At 72.2% G+C, this 15,588-nt stretch carries 17 protein-coding genes; 8 read left to right on the top strand and 9 right to left on the bottom strand.

Going from position 1 to position 15,588, the window contains the following annotated elements:
• Positions 1-33: 33 nt before the first annotated feature.
• Positions 34-1,110, bottom strand: a complete 1,077-nt coding sequence (locus D7I47_RS09420) for a 4-hydroxy-3-methylbut-2-enyl diphosphate reductase (protein ID WP_193726428.1) — start codon at positions 1,108-1,110, stop codon at positions 34-36.
• Between the two features lie 41 nt (positions 1,111-1,151).
• Here D7I47_RS09420 and xseA point away from each other — a divergent pair, with 41 nt between their 5' ends.
• From xseA to D7I47_RS09395, 5 genes are read left to right on the top strand one after another with little or no spacing between them, the layout of a single operon-like run.
• Positions 1,152-2,348 (top strand): exodeoxyribonuclease VII large subunit, encoded by a 1,197-nt coding sequence (gene xseA / locus D7I47_RS09415; protein ID WP_120762799.1) that lies wholly within the window; start codon positions 1,152-1,154, stop codon positions 2,346-2,348.
• 9 nt (positions 2,349-2,357) lie between these two features.
• On the top strand, positions 2,358-2,579 hold the full coding sequence (locus D7I47_RS09410) for an exodeoxyribonuclease VII small subunit (protein WP_120762798.1): 222 nt from the start codon (positions 2,358-2,360) through the stop codon (positions 2,577-2,579).
• Complete coding sequence (locus D7I47_RS09405) at positions 2,576-3,223, top strand: DUF4245 domain-containing protein (RefSeq protein WP_157981689.1); 648 nt, start codon at positions 2,576-2,578, stop codon at positions 3,221-3,223. The genes D7I47_RS09410 and D7I47_RS09405 overlap by 4 nt, the downstream gene beginning before the upstream one ends.
• Positions 3,220-3,846, top strand: a complete 627-nt coding sequence (locus D7I47_RS09400; protein WP_120762796.1) for a carbonic anhydrase — start codon at positions 3,220-3,222, stop codon at positions 3,844-3,846. The genes D7I47_RS09405 and D7I47_RS09400 overlap by 4 nt, the downstream gene beginning before the upstream one ends.
• Positions 3,847-3,878: 32 nt before the next feature.
• Positions 3,879-5,276, top strand: a complete 1,398-nt coding sequence (locus tag D7I47_RS09395; protein ID WP_120762795.1) for a class II fumarate hydratase — start codon at positions 3,879-3,881, stop codon at positions 5,274-5,276.
• 161 nt (positions 5,277-5,437) lie between these two features.
• Here the strand turns inward: D7I47_RS09395 and D7I47_RS09390 are convergent, their stop codons facing one another.
• From D7I47_RS09390 to D7I47_RS09370, 5 genes are all read right to left on the bottom strand, one after another.
• Positions 5,438-6,574, bottom strand: coding sequence for a hypothetical protein (locus D7I47_RS09390; protein ID WP_120762794.1), 1,137 nt, complete (start codon positions 6,572-6,574; stop codon positions 5,438-5,440).
• Positions 6,571-6,900, bottom strand: a complete 330-nt coding sequence (locus tag D7I47_RS09385) for a PadR family transcriptional regulator (protein WP_120762793.1) — start codon at positions 6,898-6,900, stop codon at positions 6,571-6,573. Before D7I47_RS09385 ends, D7I47_RS09390 begins: the two co-directional genes overlap by 4 nt.
• Before the next feature lie 159 nt (positions 6,901-7,059).
• Positions 7,060-8,415, bottom strand: a complete 1,356-nt coding sequence (locus tag D7I47_RS09380) for a PhoH family protein (protein ID WP_227000584.1) — start codon at positions 8,413-8,415, stop codon at positions 7,060-7,062.
• Positions 8,416-8,673: 258 nt separating this feature from the next.
• Positions 8,674-9,816 (bottom strand): aminotransferase class V-fold PLP-dependent enzyme, encoded by a 1,143-nt coding sequence (locus tag D7I47_RS09375; RefSeq protein ID WP_227000582.1) that lies wholly within the window; start codon positions 9,814-9,816, stop codon positions 8,674-8,676.
• The gene (locus D7I47_RS09370) at positions 9,813-10,598 is read right to left on the bottom strand and encodes an isoprenyl transferase (RefSeq protein ID WP_120762792.1); all 786 of its coding nucleotides are present in this window, start codon (positions 10,596-10,598) and stop codon (positions 9,813-9,815) included. The genes D7I47_RS09375 and D7I47_RS09370 overlap by 4 nt, the downstream gene beginning before the upstream one ends.
• Before the next feature lie 85 nt (positions 10,599-10,683).
• Here D7I47_RS09370 and trhA point away from each other — a divergent pair, with 85 nt between their 5' ends.
• On the top strand, positions 10,684-11,478 hold the full coding sequence (trhA, locus tag D7I47_RS09365) for a PAQR family membrane homeostasis protein TrhA (protein ID WP_120762791.1): 795 nt from the start codon (positions 10,684-10,686) through the stop codon (positions 11,476-11,478).
• A gap of 111 nt (positions 11,479-11,589) precedes the next feature.
• On the opposite strand, the gene D7I47_RS09360 is transcribed toward trhA, so the two are convergent.
• A complete protein-coding gene (locus tag D7I47_RS09360) occupies positions 11,590-11,835 on the bottom strand; it encodes a hypothetical protein (protein ID WP_227000580.1) in 246 nt (81 codons plus the stop codon).
• Positions 11,836-11,894: 59 nt separating this feature from the next.
• On the opposite strand from D7I47_RS09360, the gene D7I47_RS09355 reads away from it, so the two are divergent.
• Positions 11,895-12,341, top strand: a complete 447-nt coding sequence (locus D7I47_RS09355; RefSeq protein ID WP_120762789.1) for a DUF4307 domain-containing protein — start codon at positions 11,895-11,897, stop codon at positions 12,339-12,341.
• A gap of 72 nt (positions 12,342-12,413) precedes the next feature.
• Positions 12,414-12,899 carry a transcription elongation factor GreA gene (gene greA, locus D7I47_RS09350; protein ID WP_120762788.1) on the top strand — a complete coding sequence of 162 codons (486 nt, stop codon included), beginning with the start codon at positions 12,414-12,416 and terminating at the stop codon, positions 12,897-12,899.
• A 93-nt stretch (positions 12,900-12,992) separates the two neighbouring features.
• Here greA and ilvA read toward each other — a convergent pair whose 3' ends face one another.
• The gene (gene ilvA, locus D7I47_RS09345; protein ID WP_120763898.1) at positions 12,993-14,264 is read right to left on the bottom strand and encodes a threonine ammonia-lyase; all 1,272 of its coding nucleotides are present in this window, start codon (positions 14,262-14,264) and stop codon (positions 12,993-12,995) included.
• Positions 14,221-15,417 (bottom strand): AI-2E family transporter, encoded by a 1,197-nt coding sequence (locus D7I47_RS09340; protein ID WP_120762787.1) that lies wholly within the window; start codon positions 15,415-15,417, stop codon positions 14,221-14,223. Before D7I47_RS09340 ends, ilvA begins: the two co-directional genes overlap by 44 nt.
• Between the last annotated feature and the right edge of the window lie 171 nt (positions 15,418-15,588).

Below are 15,588 nucleotides of genomic sequence, written 5' to 3'. Positions count from 1 at the left end.
CCGATTCTGCCGGATGCGGGCGCGCTCGGGGGGTCAGCCGCGCGCGCGACCGCCGAGTGCGCGCGTATCGGCGTTGCCGGATGCGTCGCGGCGCAGCTCCTTCGGGAGCGAGAACATGAGGTCCTCCTCGGCCGTGCGCACCTCCTCGACGTCGCGGTAGCCGGCATCCGCGAGGTCGGCGAGCACCTCCTGCACGAGCACCTCGGGCACCGAGGCGCCGCTCGACACCCCGATCGAGGCGACGCCGTCGAGCCACTCCTGACGGATCTCGGAGGCGTAGTCGATGCGGTGGGCGGCCTTCGCGCCGTGCTCGAGGGCCACCTCGACGAGCCGCACCGAGTTGGAGGAGTTGGCCGAGCCGACGACGATCACCAGGTCGGCCTGCGGGGCGACCTTCTTGATGGCGACCTGACGGTTCTGGGTGGCGTAGCAGATGTCGTCGGAGGGGGGATCCTGCAGCTTCGGGAAGCGCTCGCGCAGCCGCCGCACGGTCTCCATGGTCTCGTCGACCGAGAGGGTGGTCTGCGAGATCCAGACGAGGTTCTCGGGGTCGTCGACCTCGATCCGGTCGACGTCGGCGGGGCTGTTCACGAGGATCGTGCGCTCGGGCGCGTGGCCCATCGTGCCCTCGACCTCCTCGTGGCCCGCGTGCCCGATGAGCAGGATCTGCATCTCCTGCTTGGCGAAGCGGGTGGCCTCGCGGTGCACCTTGGTGACGAGCGGGCACGTCGCGTCGATCGCGAGCAGCTCGCGGTCGGATGCCGCCTGCACGACCGTGGGCGAGACGCCGTGCGCGCTGAAGACGAGGTGCGATCCGGACGGCACCTCGTCGACCTCGTCGACGAAGATCGCGCCGCGGCGCTCGAGCTCGGAGACGACGTGCACGTTGTGCACGATCTGCTTGCGCACGTAGACGGGGGCGCCGTAGTTCTCGAGGGCCTTCTCGACGGCGACCACCGCGCGGTCGACGCCCGCACAGTATCCGCGGGGGGCGGCGAGCAGCACGCGCTTGGCGCCCGCGACCGGCTCGTCGCGCAGCCGCCCGCGGACGGCGGGGATGCGGGGGGCCTCGAGGGTCGTCCCCAGCGCGCCGTTCGTGATGCCGCTCACACCCCGAGTCTACGGTCGCCGGCTCCGAGTAGCCTGGCCGGGTGACCGAGAAGCCGACCGCCGAGACCCCGTGGCCGGTCGCCCGGCTCTCGGGCGAGCTCAAGGGCTACATCGACCGCCTCGGCTCGGTGTGGGTCGAGGGCGAGCTCACCCAGTGGAACCTCGCGCGCGGCGTCGTGTACGCGAAGCTCAAGGATCTCGACCAGGACGTCACCGTCTCGCTCACGGTCTGGTCCTCGACGCTGCAGCGGCTCACCGAGCAGTTCGCGCAGGGCGACCGCGTGGTGGCGCTCGTGAAGCCCGACTACTGGCTGCGCGGCGGCACCCTCTCGATGGTGGCCTCCGAGCTGCGCCACGCGGGCCTCGGCGAGCTGCTCGCCCAGCTCGAACGTCTCAAGGCGGCGCTGCGCTCCGAGGGGCTCTTCGACGCGGACCGCAAGAAGCCGCTGCCGTTCCTGCCCCAGTGCATCGGGCTCGTCACCGGCAAGGATTCGGATGCCGAGAAGGACGTGCTGCGCAACGCCCAGCTGCGCTGGCCGCAGGTCGCATTCCGGGTGCGGCATGCGGCGGTGCAGGGCGATCGGGCGGCGAGCGAGGTGGCGGCGGCGATCCGGGCGCTCGACGCCGACCCGGAGGTCGACGTCATCATCGTCGCCCGCGGCGGCGGCGACTTCCAGAACCTGCTGGTGTTCAGCGACGAGCAGCTCGTGCGCACGGCGGCCGCGTGCGAGACGCCGCTCGTCTCGGCGATCGGGCACGAGGCCGACAGCCCGCTGCTCGACCTCGTCGCCGACCTGCGCGCCTCCACCCCCACGGATGCGGCCAAGCGCGTCGTGCCCGACGTCGCCGAGGAGCTCGCGCTCGTCGTGCAGTCGCGCGCCCGCATCATGACGCGGGTGACGGCGCTCGTGACGGGCGAGATCGAGCGGCTCACGAACATCCGCACCCGCCCCGTGCTCGCCGACCCGGGCGTCATGGTGCAGTCGCGTGCGGAAGACCTCATCCGCCTCGTCGACCGCGGCTCGCAGCTCATGCACCTGCGGGTCGAGCGCGAGGAGACGGCGGTGCACCGGCTCGCCGCCGAGCTGCGGGCGCTCTCGCCCCAGCGCACGCTCGACCGCGGCTACGCCGTCGTGCGCGCGGGCGACGCGGTGATCCGGGACGCCGACGAGGTCTCCGCGGGCCAGTCCCTCCGCATCCGGGTCGCGCGCGGCGAGCTGACCGCGACCGCCGACTAGGCTGCTGCTATGACCGACGCCACCCCCGCCGACGTCGCCGAGCTCAGCTACGAGCAGGCCCGCGACGAGCTCGTGCAGGTGGTGCAGAAGCTCGAACAGGGTGCCGCCACCCTCGAGGAGTCGCTCGCCCTGTGGGAGCGCGGCGAGGCGCTCGCGCGCCGCTGCGAGGAGTGGCTCGTGGGCGCGAAGGCACGCCTCGACGCCGCGCGCGCGGCCGCCGAGGAATCGTGAGCCCTCGCGAACCGGGGCGCGACGAGCAGGGTCGCCCCATCGTCGCCGAGCTCGGCCGCGCCGAGACCCCGCAGGAGACGGCCGACCGCAAGGCCGCCGCGAGCGCCAAGCGCCGCACCAACCAGACCGCCGTCAACCTCGGCATCGCGACCGTGGTGTCGCTGCTCGCGGCGATCGCGATCGTGTTCACCGTGGGGCTCGTCGGCGGCGAGTCCCGCATCCAGCCGGTCGACTATCGCGCCGAGACCGCGAACGCCCAGTCGTCCTTCGACGGCACCCTCGTGGTACCGGAGCTGCCGCAGGGCTGGTGGGCGAACCGGGTGCTGATCGACCGGACGGCGGACGTCGCCTCCTGGCGCATCGGGTTCGTGACCCCCGACGAGCAGTACGTCGCGCTCATCCAGACGCTCGAGGCGAACCCGAGCTGGCTCGACGGCCAGGTGAAGGGCGCGTCCCCCGGCGCGACCGTCTCGCTCGGCGGCGTCGACTGGACGATCTACGACCGCCGCGACGCCGACGACCCGGGCAACGTCGCCTACGCACTCGTCACCGAGTCCGGAGCCTCGACCATCGTGCTCGCCGGCACCGCCGACGACGCCGAGTTCGAAGAGCTCGCCCGAGCCGTCGCGGAGGAGCTGCCATGACCCAGGAACGCCGCACCCCCGCCGACGTCTGGCGCGAGATGCAGCGCGGCAACCAGCGCTTCGTCGCCGGCACGCCCGCGCACCCCCGTCAGGACGTCGAGCGTCGCGAGGAGCTCGCGGGGTCGCAGGCGCCGCACGCGGCGCTCTTCGGGTGCAGCGACTCCCGGCTCGCGGCCGAGATCATCTTCGACAAGGGCCTCGGCGACCTCTTCGTGGTGCGCAACGCCGGGCAGGTGATCTCGGACTCCGTCATCGGCTCGCTCGAGTACGCCGTCGCCGTGCTCGAGGTGCCGCTCATCGTCGTGCTCGCCCACGACGCGTGCGGCGCCGTGCAGGCCGCGATCGACCTCGATGCGCCCGACGCGCGTCCGCTCCCCCCGCACATCGCGGGGCTCATCGCGAGCATCCGCCCCTCGGTGCGTTCGGCGCCGTCGCGCGACCCCGAGGCCGTCGGCCTCACCCACCTCGCCCGCACCGTGAGCGACCTCGTCGCCCGCTCCGAGCTGATCACCGACGCGGTCGCCGCGGGTACGCTTGCAGTGGTCGGAGCGAACTACAAGCTCCTCGAGGGCACCGCGGTGCCGGCCGTCGTCGTCGGCGACGTCGGGCAGTCCGCGAGCTGACCAGCGCCGCATCCGCATCGAAAGGCACAGCCATGGGCACCGACGCCGAGTTCCGCATCGAACACGACACGATGGGGGAGGTGCGGGTGCCGGTCTCGGCGCTCTACAGCGCGCAGACGCAACGCGCGGTCGAGAACTTCCCGATCTCCGGCTCCGGCCTCGAGCCCGCGCAGATCGTCGCGCTCGCGCGCATCAAGCGCTCCGCGGCGATCGTCAACAGGGAGCTCGGCGTGCTCGACGCACGCATCGCGGATGCCATCGTCGCCGCCGCCGACGACATCATCGGCGGGGCGCACCACGACCAGTTCCCGGTCGACACCTACCAGACCGGCTCCGGCACGAGCTCGAACATGAACATGAACGAGGTGCTCGCGACCCTCGCCACCGAGAAGCTGGGGGCGCCGGTTCACCCGAACGACCACGTCAACGCCTCGCAGTCCTCCAACGACGTCTTCCCCACCTCCGTGCACGTCGCCGTCACCGGCGCCCTCATCGGCGACCTCGTGCCCGCGCTCGAGCACCTCGCGGTGGCGCTCGAGAAGAAGGCGGAGCTCTGGAAGACGGCCGTGAAGCCCGGCCGCACCCACCTCATGGATGCCACCCCGGTCACCCTCGGCCAGGAGTTCGGCGGCTACGCCCGCCAGGTGCGGCTCGGCATCGAGCGCGTGCAGGCGGCGCTCCCCCGCGTGGCCGAGGTGCCGCTCGGCGGTACGGCCGTCGGCACCGGCATCAACACCCCGAAGGGCTTCCCGCAGAAGGTCATCGCCGAGCTCGCCGCCTCGTCCGGTCTGCCCATCACCGAGGCGCTCGACCACTTCGAGGCGCAGGCCAACCGCGACGGCCTCGTCGAGGCATCCGGCGCGCTGCGCGTCATCGCGGTGTCGCTCACCAAGATCTCCAACGACCTGCGCTGGATGGGCTCCGGCCCGAACACGGGACTCGGCGAGCTGCACATCCCCGACCTGCAGCCCGGCTCCTCGATCATGCCCGGCAAGGTGAACCCGGTCGTCCCGGAGGCGGTCATCATGGTCGGCGCGCGCGTGATCGGCAACGACGCGACCGTCGCCTGGGCGGGCGCCACCGGCAGCTTCGAGCTCAACGTCGCGATCCCCGTGATGGGCACGGCGCTGCTCGAGTCGATCCGGCTGCTCGCGAACTCGGTGCGGGTGCTGGCCGACAAGACCATCGACGGGCTCGAGGCGAACCTCGACCGCGCCGCGGCGCTGGCCGGCATGTCGCCGTCGATCGTGACGCCGCTCAACAAGTTCATCGGCTACGAGAACGCCGCCAAGATCGCCAAGCACGCGGTCGCGAAGGGCATCACGGTGCGCGAGGCCACGATCGACCTCGGCTTCGTCGAGCGCGGCGAGCTCACGCTCGAGCAGCTCGACGCGGCGCTCGACGTGCTCTCGATGACGCACCCGGGCTGAGCCCGGCGGACCCCTCCCCGCACCTCTGCTGCGGTTTCGCCGTTCCGCTGCGGTTTCGCCGCGCGCGGAGCGCCGAAACCGCAGCGCACCGCCACCGCATCCGCCGCCGTTCTTCTCCAGAAATGCAGGAGCCTTCGCCCGAGGCCCCTGCATTTCCGGTCTCAGGGGCGGGATGCGGTCGGAATCTCCTGCATTTCTCCGGTGGCGGGGATGCGGCGGGAGGGCAGCAGGCCGACGAGCGCGGCGGCGATCGCGGCGGCGATGCCGACGAGCGTGATGACGAGGCCCGAGACGGCGGCGTCGGCACCGCTCGTCGCGAAGGCGTCGGCCATCCCCATCCCCATGCCGAAGCCCAGGAACCACTCGCCCGCCGCGGCGAGGGCGACACCCAGCACGCCGATGCCCGCGAGCCGACGGGCGGTGAGGAGGTGCCGGATGCCGCGGGGCGGCACGAGCGCGACGACGAGCAGGACGAGCGCGAACAGCGCCCAGAACCCGGCGTAGAGGTACGCGATGACGGGGCTCGGCAGCTCGCCTGCGGCGGCGAGACCCGCGTAGATCTCGTCGAGCGTCATGCCGGGCATCCGGGCGAGAGGGTTCCACACGAAGACGTGCAGCAGGCTGCCCGTGACGATCGCCAGCACGGCTCCGGCCGAGGCGAGTGCGATCCCGAACCGGGCACCGACCCTGAGGGCCGGACCCTGCGGACGCGGGTCGCCGATCGTGAGCAGGATCACGGGCACGAACAGCGCCGGGAGCACGAGCAGGAGTCCGAAGGCGGGGATGAACGCGGCGATCGCGAGCGCGACGAGCACCCCCAGCGCCACGGCCGCGCCGACGAGCCCCACGACGCCGACCCTCCAGCTGCGCGCGCGGGCGAGCGCACGGACCGCCCCGACGAGCGAGACGAGGGCGACGACGCCGACGATCGCGGCGGCGCCGAGGATCAGGCGGCCCAGCCAGGCGATCCCGGCGAGCCCCAGCTCGCCGCGGCCGTCGAGTTCGGTCCAGGCACTCCACCAGAAGGATGCGAGGAGGAGCAGCAGCACGGTCGCGGCGCCGGCGAGCGCGATCCTCGTGCGACGGTAGGCGAGGCGTCCCGCGGGCAGGCCGCTCACGGCCGGGTCCTCGCGGTCGATCCGCAGCGCGACGCCGAACGCCCCGCCGACGACCGACCACGGCGACAGTCCCGCCTCGGGCGCGGCGGCGGCATCCGCGAGCCACTCCTCGCGGTAGCGCTCGCGCACCCCTGCGGGCAGGCTCGCGGCGAGGGCACGGATGACGGATGCGGTGATCACGCGACACCTCCCGCGAGGCGCACGACGGTGCTCGGGCTCGCCGTCGCCCGGGGGCGACGCACATGCGCGACGGCCGCCTGGGCGGCGGGGATGCCGTCGGGGGTGAGCTCGTAGAGCCGGCGCCGGGGACCGGATCGCTCGGGGTCGTCCTCCCAGGCGGAGCTGATCCATCCGGCGCGCTCGAGGCGTTCGAGGATCGGGTAGACGCTGCCCGCGGGGCGCTCGGTGGCGCGCACGATGCGGAGACCCCAGCTGGGCTCCCCCGCCTCGAGCAGCACCGCGAGCACGTCCGCCGTGGCGGGGGTGAGACGGCTGAGCTGCTCCATACCGCAAATCTAGCTATATAGAGATAGCTCCGACATCATCCCCGCGGATGATCCCGCCCCTCATCCCCGACAGCCTGTGTCAAACGCTGCAGCGCCTGCCTCGGGGCGCCACCAATGAGTGGCGCGCCCGGGCAGGCGCTGCAGCGTTTGACCAGAACCTCAGGCGAGCTCGTTCGACTCCAGCAGCTCGGTGACGAGGGCGGCGATCGCGGAGCGCTCGCTGCGGGTCAGGGTGATGTGGCCGAAGAGGGCGTTGCCCTTGAGGGTCTCGATCACGGAGGCGACGCCGTCGTGCCGCCCGACACGCAGGTTGTCGCGCTGGGCGACGTCGTGGGTGAGCACGACGCGCGAGTTCTGGCCGATGCGGCTGAGCACCGTGAGCAGCACGTTCCTCTCGAGCGACTGCGCCTCGTCCACGATCACGAAGGCGTCGTGCAGCGAGCGCCCCCGGATGTGGGTGAGCGGCAGCACCTCGAGGATGCCGCGCTCCACGACCTCGTCGAGCACGTTCTCGGAGACCAGGGCGCCGAGGGTGTCGAACACCGCCTGGCCCCACGGGCTCATCTTCTCCTCCTTGTCGCCGGGGAGGTAGCCGAGCTCCTGGCCGCCGACCGCGTAGAGCGGGCGGAACACCATGATCTTGCGGTGCTGCTGCTTCTCGAGCACCGCCTCCAGCCCCGCGCACAGGGCGAGCGCCGACTTGCCGGTGCCGGCCCGGCCGCCGAGCGACACGATCCCGACCTCCGGGTCGAGCAGCAGGTCGATCGCGAGGCGCTGCTCGGCGCTGCGTCCGTGCAGGCCGAAGACGTCGCGGTCGCCGCGCACCACCTTCAGCTCGCCGCGACCGGTGACGCGGCCGAGCGCGGAGCCGCGGTCGGAGTGGATGACGAGGCTCGTGTTGACCGGAAGCTCCTGCACCGCGCGGGTGGTGAGCTTCTCGGCGTCGTACAGCTCGGCCATCTGCTCGCTCGACACCTCGAGCTCGGCGACGCCCGTCCAGCCGGAGTCGACCGCGAGCTCGGCGCGGTACTCCTCGGCGGCGAGGCCGATCGAGGCGGCCTTGACGCGCAGCGGGAGGTCCTTGGAGACCACCACGACATCCAGCCCGTCGTTGGCGAGGTTCATCGCGACGGCGAGGATGCGGGAGTCGTTGTCGTTCAGCTGCAGGCCGGAGGGCAGCACCGACATGTTGGAGTGGTTGAGCTCGACGCGCAGGGTGCCGCCAGCCTCCCCCACCGCGATCGGGAAGTCGAGCCGTTCGTGCTCGACGCGCAGGTCGTCGAGGATGCGGAGGGATTGCCGCGCGAAGTAGCCGATCTCGGGGTCGTGGCGCTTGGCCTCGAGTTCGGTGACCACGACCACCGGGAGCACGACGGAGTGCTCCGCGAAGCGGTAGATGGAGCGCGGGTCCGCGAGCAGCACGGAGGTGTCGAGCACGTAGGTGCGCTCCCCCTGCTTCCGATCCTGAACTGCGCCGGTCGTGGACTTCTGCTGGGGCTTGTCGAGCGCGGGCACTCCCACTCCATCCCCGGGTGGGATGCCACCCGGATCCTGTCGCGGATCGGCCAGGGGCTCTGCGGATGCGAACTTATGTGGCCGCTCCGACCGGGCACGGTGCCCGATGTCCCGACGCTAAGCCCGGTCCACCCCATCCGCCGGCCGCGACACGCGCCACCGTGTTACCGGCACGTGAACTCTGAGTGGTCGCTTTCTGGCCTCAAACCAGGCGAATGAGGCGAATAACCGACCGGTCAGCGATGTCGGCGGGGGGGGTCAGCGGGTGGTGGCCGTCGCGAAGGAGAGGAGGGCCGAGCGCAGCATCGTGAGGGTCTCGGCCTCGGTCGAGGCGTGCGGCGCGAGCCGCACCGTGCCGCCGCGCACCGTGACGCTCACGCCGTGGTTGTGCAGCGCCGCCGCGAGCACGGTGAGCTGGTCGGCGTCGGGCTCGAGCACGACGATGCCGGCGCGCTCGGCCTCGGCGCGCGGGGAGACGACCGGGATGGCGAACTCGTCGGCGGCGTCGATGATGTCGTCGACGCGGGCGGCGATGCGCGCGTGCACCTCGCCCACCCCCACCCGGGCGAGCTCCTCGAGCGCGCCCGAGAAGCGGGCCATCGCGAGGGGGTCGGGGTTCGAGATCGCGTAGGCGCGCGCATCGGATGCGGGCGGCAGCACCTCGTCGAGCGGCAGGCCCTCGTGCTCGGTCCCCGTGAAGCCCGACCAGACGGGTGTCAGGTGCTCGAGCGCGCGATCCGACAGGGCGAGGAAGCCCGTGCCCCATCCGGCGCGCACCCACTTCTGGCCCCCGGCGACCACGACATCCGCGACGCCGTACGGCGCCTCCACCACGCCGAAGCCCTGGATCGCGTCGACGATGAGCAGGCGGTCGCCGATGACCTGCCGGATGCCCTCCAGGTCGGCGAGGTAGCCGGTGCGGAAGTCGACGAGGCTGACCGCCACCGCGACGGTCGAGGCGTCGAGCTGATCGCGGATGTTGCCGGGCGTCACGCGGCCGTGGTCGGTCTCGAGCCACTGCGGCGCGGCGACGCCGAGCGCCTGCTGCGCACGCACCGTCGCGAAGGTGATGGCGGGGAACTCGGCGGGCGACAACGCCACCGCCCCCGTGACGCCGAACATCGCGTGCATGAGGCCCTGGGCGGTGTTCGGCTGGAAGGCGATCTGGTCGGTGCGGAAGCCGGTGAGCGCCGAGACGGCGGCGCGCACGCGCGCGTGCTGCTCGAACAGCGGCGCGTACGAGCCGAAGCGGCCGCCCGCGAGCAGCGTCTGGAAGGCGTCCGCCTCCGCGCGCACGGTGTCGCCGATCGGCCCGACCCCGGCGAAGTCGAGGTAGCCCGGCTCCTCGTGGAAGCGGGCGGCGTAGTCGTCGATGCTGAGCGGCACGGGTGCTCCGATCACTGCCCGAACCGCCGGTGGCGGGTGGCGTAGGCGCGCAGCGCGCGCAGGAAGTCGACCTCGCGCAGGTCGGGGCCGAGCGCCTCGACGAAGTAGAACTCGCTGTGCGCCGACTGCCACAGCATGAAGTCCGACAGCCGCTGCTCCCCCGAGGTGCGGATGATGAGGTCGGGGTCGGGCTGACCCTGCGTGTAGAGGTGCTCGCCGATGAGCTCGGGCGTGAGGATCTCGGCCAGCTCCTCGACGGTGCCCCCGGTCTCGCCGTGGCTGCGCACGATGCTGCGCATGGCATCCGCGATCTCGCGCCGACCGCCGTAGCCGACCGCCAGGTTCACGTGCAGCCCCGCGTTGCCGGCGGTGCGGTCCTCGGCGGCCTGCAGGGCGGCCGCGAGCTGCTCGGGCAGCCCCTCGCTCGTGCCGACGTGCTGGATGCGCCAGTCGGCGGCGCGCGAGAGGTCGTCGGCGAGGTCGGCGATGATCTCGAACAGCTGGTCGAGCTCGTCGCTCGACCGCCCCGTGAGGTTGTCGGTGGACAGCAGGTAGATGGTGACGACACGGATGCCGAGCTCGTCGCACCAGCCGAGGAACTCGCGCATCTTCTCGGCGCCGGCGCGGTGCCCGTGGGCGGCCGTCTCGAGCGCCCGCTCGCGCGCCCAGCGGCGGTTGCCGTCGATGATCATGGCGATGTGGTGGGGCAGCGTCGCCCCCTGCAGCATGCGCCGCAACCGTGCCTGGTACAGGCGATAGAGGGGCCCGCTGCCGCCGGGTGCCTGACGCTCGGTCACGGAGCTACGGTAGCCGAACCGGGAGCCTCCCGGAGTCGGGGCCGACTCCCAGGCTGCGCGGATGCAGCGGATCTAGGATCGCGTCATGAACCCGGCGCCGGCACCCACCGACCACCCCACGGACGACGACGCCCAGCCCACCCCGGCATCCGCCGAGGAGCTCGCCGCCGAGCAGGAGCCGGCGGCCGGCCTCCCGAACCTCCCCCTCCTCGAGGACCAGCTCGAGCACCACCCCGCCGAGGTCAAGCCGCTCTGGCGCGGCTGGCTGCACGCCGGCACCTTCCCCGTCGCGATCGCGGCGGGCGTCGTGCTCATCTGCCTCGCCGACGGCGCGGCGGCGAAGTGGGCGTCGGCGGTGTTCATGGCGAGCTCGCTGCTGCTGTTCGGCATCTCGGCGGTGTATCACCGCTTCAACTGGTCGCCGAAGGTGAAGGCGGTCTTCCGCCGCCTCGACCACTCCAACATCTTCCTGCTCATCGCCGGCACCTACACGCCGCTCGCCGTGTGCGCGCTGCCGAGCGACAAGGCGATCGTGCTGCTCTCGCTCGTCTGGGGCGGGGCGCTGCTCGGCATCGGCTTCCGGATCTTCTGGCTGAAGGCCCCGCGGCTGCTCTACGTCGCGCTCTACGTGGTGCTCGGCTGGGCGGCGATGATGTACGTCGTCGACCTCGTGCAGGCGAACGTCGCCATGATGGTGCTCGTGCTCGTGGGCGGCGTCGCCTACACGACGGGCGCCGTGTTCTACGCGCTCAAGCGCCCGAACCCCATCCCCGGCGTCTTCGGCTTCCACGAGCTGTTCCACGCCTGCACGGTCATCGCGTTCCTGTGCCACTGGACCGCGATCCTGCTCATCGTGCTGAACCCGGTCTACGCGCGCTGATCGCGCGTCGGGCTCACCCCCGCGGATGCGTCGTGGACGCGCGCGGGATGAGCGTCGGCAGCGCGCGCCGCACGGGCTCGGCGCGCTGCGCTCGGTTGTCGAACCCGAGCCCTAGGGGCGCTCGGCCTCGTCGTCGCGAGCCGCGGCCTCGGCGGCCTCCTCGGCATCCAGACGCTCGGCGATCTCGGCGCGGTACCGCACCCGGCGGGTGCGCCGGTTCATGTCGACGAGCAGCAGGATCGTCGCGAGGATCACGGCGAGCGTCACGAGGAAGCCGACGACGCCGGGCGTGACGAGGTTGTCGTCGATCGGGGTCGGAGTGGGGGTGGGGGTCGCCGCCCAGAGGATCTGCAGCACTGTCACCCTTCCGCCACGCAATAGCCTGGAACCAGAGTAGACGGCCCCGAGGAGCACCGATGACCGCGAACGACCTCGACGCGAGGTACGGACGCACCCCCGCGCGCCGGGCACGGCTGCGGCTGCTCGCCGTGCTCGCCGCGATCGCGGTGGCGGTCGTCGTGGGGGCCTGGGTGGTGTGGGCCGGGCTGTTCGGCGCGGCCGCGTCGATCGAGGCGAAGGACCTCGGCTTCGAGGCGCTCTCGGATGCCTCGGTCGAGGTGCGCTGGCAGCTCACCGCTCCGGCCGGGCACGCGGTGTCGTGCGCCGTGGAGGCGGTCAGCGAGAAGCACGCCGTGATTGGCTGGCTCGTCGTCGAGGTGGAGCCGTCGCAGCAGACGACGCGCACCCTGTCGGCGACGCTGCGCACGAGCGAGCCCCCGGTGGGCGGGTCGGTGTTCCGCTGCTGGCTCACGGAGGCGAGCGCGGCATCCGCCCCGGATGCGGGAATCCGGAACTTGTCCTAGGCTCTTCGGAACGCATCACCCTGCAGAGACCGGCCGAGTGCCGGTCTCGATTGTTTGTGAGGAGCAGATCCCATGCCCGAGACCACGACGTGGCTCACCCAGGAGTCCTTCGACCGCCTCAAGGCGGAGCTGGCCGAGCTGGAGGGCCCGGCGCGCGTCGACATCGCCAAGAAGATCGAGGCGGCGCGCGAGGAGGGCGACCTCAAGGAGAACGGCGGCTACCACGCCGCGAAGGACGAGCAGGGCAAGATCGAGGCCCGCATCCGCCAGCTCACGCTGCTGCTGCGCACGGCGACCGTCGGCGAGGCGCCCGAGTCGGACGGCACGGTCGTTCCCGGCACGCTCGTGACGGCGAAGATCGCCGGCGACGAGACGGTGTTCCTGCTCGGCAACCGCGAGATCGCGGCCGACAACGAGGACCTCGACGTGTATCCGGAGTCGAGCCCGATCGGCCAGGCGATCCTCGGCCACGCGGCGGGCGACACGCTCAGCTACACGGCCCCCAACGGCCGCGAGATCCCCGTCGAGATCGTCAAGGTCGAGACCTTCCGCGGCTGAGTGCGGGCGGGACTCTGACGTGACCCGCGCAGCCGGGCCCTCGCGCGGGGCCGGCGGAGCGGAGCGCCGCGGATCATCGCGGCGCAGAAGGGCTCAGACCGGGTCGACGCGGGGGCGGTAGCCGGCCTCGCGGAGGCGACGGAGCACGAGCTCGGCGTGCTCGGCGCCGCGGGTCTCCATGTGGATCTCGATCTCGACCTCGCTGATCTGCAGCCCGAATCCGTGCCGCGTGTGCAGCACCTCGACGACGTTCGCGTTCGCCTCGGCGATGAGCTCGGCGATGCGCGCGAGCTGGCCCGGACGGTCGGGCAGCGGGATGTTGACCTTGAGGTAGCGGTGGGAGGCGGCGAGGCCGCGGCTGATGACCCGCTCCATCACCATCGGGTCGATGTTGCCGCCCGAGAGCAGGATCACGGTGGGTCCGTCGACGGTGTAGCGCTCCGCGAGCGCTGCGGCGACGCCGACCGCACCCGCGGGCTCCACGACGAGCTTCGCGCGCTCGAGCAGCACGACCATGGCGCGCGCCGTCTCGTCGTCGGGCACCGTCACGACCGTGTCGACGGCGTCGCGGATGATGGCGAAGTTGAGCTCGCCGGGTCGCCCGACGGCGATGCCGTCGGCGATCGTCGGGCTCGTCACGACGGCGACCGGCGCCCCCGCGGCGAGCGAGGGCGGGTAGGCCGCCGCGTTCTCCGACTGCACCCCGATCACCCGCACCCGGCGGCCGAGCTCCGGCTCGAGCTGGGCGAAGGCTGATGCGATGCCCGCGATGAGCCCACCGCCGCCGATCGGCACGACGACGTTCTCGACGTCGGGCACCTGCTCGAGGATCTCGAGCGCGAGCCCGCCCTGCCCGGCCACGATGTCCGGGTGGTCGAACGGCGGGATGACGACGGCGCCCGTGCGCTCGGCGAACTCGGCCGCCGCCTCGAGCGTCTCGTCGACGACGTGGCCGTGCAGCACCACCTCCGCTCCGTAGCCGCGGGTGGCCTGCAGCTTCGGCAGCGCGACGCCGAGCGGCATGAAGATGGTCGCCTGGATGCCGAGCTCGCGCGCCGCGAGCGCGACCCCCTGTGCGTGGTTGCCGGCGGACGCCGCCACGACGCCCCGCGCGCGCTCCTCCTCGGTGAGCTGGGAGAGCCGGTTGTAGGCGCCGCGGATCTTGTAGGAGCCGGTGCGCTGCAGGTTCTCGGCCTTCAGGTGCACCGGATGCCCGAGCACCTCGCGCAGGAACCCCGAGGTCTCCATGGGCGTCGTGATCGTGACCGCCGACGCGCGCTCGCGGGCGGCGCGGATCTCGGCGAGGGACGGTCCGGGCAGGTCAGCGGTCACGGAGCGTGCGGCCTCTCGTCGGGGGGATGACATCCGCCACGCGCGGATGCGGATGCGTGCGCCACTCGCCGCGGGCGATGTAGCCGATGATCGCGTTGAGGGTCGCCGTGACCGGCACCGCGAACAGGGCGCCCGGGATGCCGGCGAGGAATCCGCCCGCCGCGACGACGATGACGACGGCGAGCGGGTGCACCTTGACGACGTTGCCGACGAGGAAGGGCTGCAGCACGTGGCCCTCGAGCTGCTGCACGCCGATCACGATGAGCAGCATCACGAACGCCTGCCACGGCCCGAGGAACACGAGGGCGATGAACACGGCGAGCGCGCCCGAGAGCACGGCGCCGACGACCGGGATGAACGAGCCGAGGAACACGAGGATCGCGATCGGCACGACGAGCGGGAAGCCGTCGCCGTAGAACAGGCCGAGGATGAACGCGCCGAGGCCGATGCCGACGGCGTCGATGAGCGCCACGAGCACCTGCACCCGCACGAACGACGAGAGCGTGATCCAGCCGGCCTCGCCGCCGCCGACGATCGCGGCCCGGGCGCGGCGCGGGAACAGCCGCACCACCCAGTTCCAGATGCCGCGGCCGTCGATGAGGATGAACAGCGTCGCGAACAGCACGAGCAGGAACCCGGCGAGAAAGTGGCCGAGGCCGGAGCCGACCGAGAGGGCGCCGGTCCAGAGGGAGCTCGTGTCGGCGCGGATGCCCTCGATGACCTGGTCGGCCCAGTGCTGGATGTCGGCCTCCGACAGGTGCAGCGGCGAGGCCAGCAGCCACTGCTTGAGGTCCTCCCAGCGCAGCAGCGACTGCTCGACGAGCGCCGGGTAGCCGCCCATGACGGTCGCGACGGTGAGCCAGATGAGCCCGCCGATGATGCCCAGGATCCCGAGCTCGGAGACCGCGACGGCCGCCCACTTCGGCCAGCGGTGGCGCTGCAGCCAGTTGGAGAACGGCACCAGCAGCGCCGACAGCAGCAGTGCCACGAGCAGCGGCACGACGATGTAGCGCAACTGGACGATGAGGAAGATGAGGAGCGCGATGACACCCGCGACGGCGAGCAGCCGCCACGCCCACGCGCCGGCGATGCGCATCCCGGGGGGCACGGCATCCGCCACCCGGGCGTCGACCGCGCGGCGCGCCTCCTCGTCGCGAGCACGTTCGCTGCGGAAACCGAAGGCCATTCGCCAAGTCTAGGCGCGACATATTCCGCCGGGGCGGCACCGGGAGTGCACCTCGAGGGCACCGGATGTTCACCCGCGACGCGCGGATCGGTCACCCGACGTGCTTAACGTCGCGAACGTCGCACCACCCCGCGACGATGCGCGTCCCGCGCACACCTGAGAGGAACAGCA

Source organism: Protaetiibacter intestinalis (assembly GCF_003627075.1).
Lineage (GTDB): Bacteria > Actinomycetota > Actinomycetes > Actinomycetales > Microbacteriaceae > Homoserinibacter > Homoserinibacter intestinalis.
This window is presented reverse-complemented; position numbering and strand designations above follow the sequence as displayed.